This is a genomic window from Microcella sp., from assembly GCF_033763155.1.
GTDB lineage: Bacteria > Actinomycetota > Actinomycetes > Actinomycetales > Microbacteriaceae > Microcella.
In genome coordinates this window covers 1-5049 of sequence record NZ_JANRKZ010000100.1, presented here as the reverse complement: position 1 = coordinate 5049, position 5049 = coordinate 1, and the positions used below count along the sequence as shown (strand labels likewise).

Genomic DNA, 5049 nt, shown 5'->3' with positions numbered 1-5049 from the left:
ACGTGGTTTCGCTGGCGGAATACGTGGACACTGCGGCTCGAAAAATCCGACGGGCTTGAGGGCGAAGAGCAGTATCTTCTCGGCTACTTCTTTCCGGGGCTGTTCATCGGCACCGAGCACCAACTGTCGGCTCGCAATACGGGGTTGAGTCAAAGCATCCAGAGCCAAGTGAGCCGCATTGGTTCGGCGATCATCGCGCGCGGCTGGCGGGCGCGCATTCCGGCCCGACACTCGGCTCTTCTGCCGTTCGTCGCGATGCTCGCGACCATCGGCACCTTTGCCTCGGGCATCGTCATGACTGACGAGGGGCGAGGCGGTGATCTTGCGTGGATGCTCATGATCGTGCCCATCGCGGCGACCCTCGTCATCGGCCTGTGCCTGTGGCGCTCGCCGCTGACCGCCGAGGGCGCCGAGCTCGTTGATCACCTGAAGGGTCTGGAGGTGTACATCGAGCTCGCCGAGGCCGACCGCTTGCGCGTCTTGCAATCGCCGCAGGGTGCCGAACGCGAGCCGGTCGACCCGACGAGCCGCGATGAACGGTTGAAGCTCATCGAGCGACTCTTGCCATGGGCCGTGTTGACGGGCCATGAGCGCGACTGGGCCGAGCAGCTCGGCGAGTTCTACGCCGAGGGTGAGAGCCCCTCGTGGTTCTCGAGCACTCGCGCATTTTCGATCGGCTCGTTTGCCGCGGGCGTGGGCTCGGTGAGTTCAACGCTGTCGTCGAGTTACTCGGGGTCGAGCTCGTCAGGGGGCTCGTCGGGCGGTGGTTCGTCGGGTGGCGGTGGCGGCGGAGGCGGTGGCGGGGGAGTCTGACAACTCTCGATTCACCCGACGAATAGTGCACGGTTCGTCACATTTCGTCACTCCCACCACCCTCGAGGCCCTCGCGCGTCACAATTCTGGTGTCCCCGCTTTCACAGCCCGATAGATCGGAAGACACCATGTCTCGTACTTCTCGCCGCATCATTGCCACGGCCGCTTTTGCTGCCACCGCATCCCTTCTGCTCGCCGCCTGCACGCCGAGTGCGCCGGCTGATGACAGCTCGTCGTCGACCGAGGGTTACGTCACCCCGGGCAAGCTCACGATCGCCACGGGTGAGCCCGCTTACTACCCCTACGTGATCGACGACGCTCCCGAGAGTGGCGAAGGCTTCGAAGCCGCCATCGCCTACGCCGTGGCAGAAGAGCTCGGCTTCGCGCCCGAAGACGTCGTGTGGGTGCGCACGAGCTTCGAGGCTGCGATTCAGCCCGGCCCGAAAGACTTCGACTTCAACCTGCAGCAGTACACGATCACCGACGAGCGCGCCGAGAACGTCGACTTCTCGTCGCCGTACTACTCGACTCCGCAGGCCGTGATCACGGTCGAGAGCTCGCCTGCCGCGGGTGCGACGAGCCTCGCCGACCTCGCGGACTACCTCGTGGGTGCCGCCACCGGCACGACGAGCTTCACGGCAATCGAAGAGCAGATTGCGCCCACCGCGGGTGCTCAGGCCTTCAACACCAACGATGACGCAGTGCTCGCCCTGCAGAACGGCACGATCGACGCGCTCGTCGTCGACCTGCCGACGGCGTTCTTCTTGACGGGTGTCGTGCTCGATGGTGGCGTGCTGCTCGGTCAGCTTCCGGCTGACGCCGGCATTAGCGACGAGTGGGGCCTCGTGCTCGCGAAAGACAGCCCGCTGACGGCCGCCGTGACCGCGGCGGTGGATGCCCTACGCGAGTCGGGCCGCCTCGCCGAGATCGCCGACGAGTGGCTGGGTGCTGACGCGGGCGCGCCTATTCTTCAGTAGTGCCCTCGTCGAACCACCTGCTGAGCGACGTTGAGATCGGGCGACGCGAGTACCGGCGCGTGCAAACCACGCGCTCGGTGCTCGTGTCGCTCGTCTCGACCGTCGTGTTTGCTGCGGTCATCTGGCTGACCGTCATCAACACGCCGGGCTGGGAGCAGGTTCAGCGCAGCTTCTTCGATCTCGAGACGGCGATCGCCGCGTGGCCGCGCGTCATCGCGGGCCTGTGGGTCAACATTCAGGTGCTGTTCTTCGCGAGCATCGGGGTGCTCGTGTTGAGCATCCTGATCGCCACGATTCGCACGTTGCGCGGGCCCGTGTGGTTTCCGCTGCGGGCTCTCGCGGCCGCCTACACCGACCTCTTTCGCGGGTTGCCGCTCATTATCGTGTTGTTCTTGATTGGGTTCGGGGTTCCAGGGCTTGAGTTGTTTCCGCGAAACTCCGCTCAGTTCTGGGGCACCATCGCGCTCATCTTGACCTACTCGGCCTACGTGAGCGAGGTGTTTCGGGCGGGCATCGAAGCCGTGCATCCCTCTCAGCGGCTCGCCGCACGGTCGCTCGGGCTCACGCACGGTCAGACGATGCGCATCGTTGTCTTGCCGCAAGCGGTGCGCAAGGTAACCCCCGCGCTCATGAACGACTTCGTCGCGATGCAGAAAGACGTGGGGCTCATCTCGGTGCTCGGAGTCGTGGATGCTGTGCGCGCGGCGCAGATCGAAACCGCCGCCAACTTCAACTTCACGCCGTATGTGCTCGCTGGCCTGCTGTTCGTGCTCTTGGCGCTGCCGATGATTCGCCTCACGGACTGGTACACCGCTCGCCTTCGGCGGCGCGAGCAGATGGGCAGCCTCGTATGAGCGACACGGTGCTGCGACTCGAGAACGTGCGCAAGAGGTTTGGCGATCACGAGGTGCTCGCGGGCGTTGATCTCACGGTGAAGCGGCACGAAGTCGTCGCCCTCATCGGAGCGAGCGGCTCGGGCAAATCGACGTTGCTGCGCTGCATCAACCTCATCGAGCAACTCGACGACGGCCGCATCTGGCTGGGCGACCTCGACGTGTCTGACCCTCGCGTGCCGGTCGACCACGTGCGCTCACGCATCGGTGTCGTGTTTCAGCAGTTCAACCTTTTTCCGCACTTGCGCGTGATCGACAATGTGACGCTCGCGTCGCGCAAAGTCTTCAAGGGCTCCCGTGCCGATGCAGAGAAGACCGCGCTCGAGCTTCTTGATCGCGTGGGCCTCGCTGACCGCGCGCGCGACTACCCCGACCGCCTCTCCGGCGGTCAGCAGCAGCGGGTGGCGATTGTGCGCGCGATTGCCACGAACCCCGAACTGCTCTTGCTCGACGAGATCACGTCGGCGCTTGATCCCGAGCTCGTCACCGAGGTTCTCGATCTCGTGCGCCAGCTCGCGAGCGAGGGCACCACGGTGGTGATGGCGACGCACGAGATGGCGTTCGCGCGAGATGTCGCCCACCGCGTCGTCTTTCTCGACGGGGGAGTTGTCGTCGAAGAAGGGCCAGCGGCCGAGGTGCTCGTGCGCCCTCGGCACGAGCGCACTCGCGCGTTTCTTTCGCGCTTTACCGGGTCGCTCTAGGCGAGAGCAGGCGGGCGACGCGCTCAGGCGTGCGTGCGCAGGGCATCCGCAATCTGCGCAATGTCGGCTGGGCCCACGCGACAGCACCCGCCGACGGCGGTGACTCCGGCCTCGACCCACGACTCCAACAAGTTCACCGACGGCCCCGGTCGCCCCTCCCACGACCGTGTGGCGGCATTCCAGGTCTCGCCGCTGTTGGGGTAGACGACGATCGCCTTGTCGGTCACAGCCCGCGCGGCGCGGATCGCACCGAGCACCTCGTCGGGGTGCGAGCAGTTGATGCCGACGGCAATCACTTCGTCGACATCCGCAGCCACCGAAAACGCTTCGCGAAGCGCTTCGCCTGTGGGCAAGTGGCCGTCACGCACGGTGTACGAGAGCCACGCGGTCGTACCGCTGCCCCGCAGGAGGTCGAGCAACGCGGTTGACTCGGCAGTGCTCGGGATCGTCTCGATGGCCAAGAGGTCGGCACCGGCGTTCGCGAGTGTCTCGAATCGTCGCTCGTGCCATGCGCGAAGCCCCGCCGAATCGACGTCGTAGTCGCCGCGATACTCCGAGCCGTCGGCGCGCGCCGCCCCGTACGGCCCGACCGATGCGGCGACGAGACTGCCGGGCGATGCGTCATCGCGCGCCGCCCGTGCGAGCTCAACGCTCAGACGCAAGACTGCACTGCCGTCACTCTCGGTCATGCCGAGAGCCGCCAGCCCGTCAAACGAGACTTGGTACGAGGCGCTGATCGCGACGCGGGCTCCCGCGGCGAAGTAGTCGAGGTGAGCCGAGCGAATCGCGTCAGGCTGGTCGAGTAATAGCCGCGCACTCCACAGCGATCCGGTGAGGTCGTGTCCCCGCGTTTCGAGGTGGCTGCCGAGGCCGCCATCGAGCACGGTCAACGGGTCGAGAGCGGTCACAGACACGCCTCCATTCTGAACGACGGATGCTCTCATGCGGGTCTTTCGCCGTCATGCAGCGTCACAGCACCGACACCGCGTGCATTACACTCAGAACCAGCGTTTCGACTCCTCGCAGGCTCTTGTGCGGGTCAGAGTTCGCAACGCACGAGCGGTATACGCCCAGCCCCGAACGTTCGTCGGTGACTGGAGTTCTCGGTGCTCGACCATCCCGGTCGCGCGCAGCCCGTTCGCACACTGAGTCGTCAGCACCCGAGGAGGGGCATTGGCCCAGACCGGCCAGCGTCAGAAGAAGAACACGTCGTCGCGTCAGGCGTCGACGCGTCGTCGTCGCCCGCTCGATGAGCAGGGCATCATCCCGATTCTCGCCCGCGCCGTGCGCGAGGTTGAGAACGCGGCCGAGCGTGGCGCCAAGGTCAGCCCCTCGAACCGCACCAAGTTTCAGGTCGCCGCGCTTCTCGTGCGCGACGAGCGCGCGCGGGTGAAAGACGACCGCGAGGTTCCCGAGAGCGAGCGCGCCGAAGTGCTCAAGCGCCTCGACGGTCTCGCGGGCATCATGGCGAAGACGGCCGCACGCGACACGTCGCTCATCGCTTTGCTCGCTCCCGACGCCAAGGTCAGCGATGCCGCCAAAGCTCTGCGTCGCGACATGCTGCTCGCATCGGGTGCCGAGCTTGAGCCGGATGACCTGCTCATCGTTACCGAGGCCCCCACGGTTGCTCCCGAGGTCGCCAAGCAGGTCGTTCCGAAGTCGGTC

5 protein-coding genes and 1 pseudogene are annotated in these 5049 nt (G+C 65.9%); 5 read left to right on the top strand and 1 reads right to left on the bottom strand.

Going from position 1 to position 5049, the window contains the following annotated elements; genetic code table 11:
- The 4 genes from SFU54_RS04720 to SFU54_RS04705 form a co-directional block, all read left to right on the top strand.
- Positions 1–813 (top strand): DUF2207 family protein (locus SFU54_RS04720; protein ID WP_319015149.1); only part of this gene is annotated, 813 nt, incomplete at its 5' end.
- Between the two features lie 128 nt (positions 814–941).
- Entirely contained in the window at positions 942–1790 is an 849-nt protein-coding gene (locus tag SFU54_RS04715; protein ID WP_319015148.1) for a transporter substrate-binding domain-containing protein, read from the top strand.
- Positions 1790–2644, top strand: a complete 855-nt coding sequence (locus SFU54_RS04710) for an amino acid ABC transporter permease (protein WP_319015147.1) — start codon at positions 1790–1792, stop codon at positions 2642–2644. The genes SFU54_RS04715 and SFU54_RS04710 overlap by 1 nt, the downstream gene beginning before the upstream one ends.
- Positions 2641–3384 carry an amino acid ABC transporter ATP-binding protein gene (locus tag SFU54_RS04705; RefSeq protein WP_319015146.1) on the top strand — a complete coding sequence of 248 codons (744 nt, stop codon included), beginning with the start codon at positions 2641–2643 and terminating at the stop codon, positions 3382–3384. Before SFU54_RS04710 ends, SFU54_RS04705 begins: the two co-directional genes overlap by 4 nt.
- Before the next feature lie 23 nt (positions 3385–3407).
- Here SFU54_RS04705 and mmuM read toward each other — a convergent pair whose 3' ends face one another.
- A complete protein-coding gene (gene mmuM / locus SFU54_RS04700) occupies positions 3408–4298 on the bottom strand; it encodes a homocysteine S-methyltransferase (RefSeq protein ID WP_319015145.1) in 891 nt (296 codons plus the stop codon).
- Positions 4299–4557: 259 nt separating this feature from the next.
- Here mmuM and SFU54_RS04695 point away from each other — a divergent pair.
- A pseudogene (locus SFU54_RS04695) lies at positions 4558–5049 on the top strand (ATP-dependent helicase); the annotation flags it as partial.

Bases quoted from the DNA above. Each gene is read 5' to 3' on its own strand.
- SFU54_RS04715 (WP_319015148.1), top strand. From the start codon at position 942: ATGTCTCGTACTTCTCGCCGCATCATTGCCACGGCCGCTTTTGCTGCC.
- SFU54_RS04705 (WP_319015146.1), top strand. From the start codon at position 2,641: ATGAGCGACACGGTGCTGCGACTCGAGAACGTGCGCAAGAGGTTTGGC.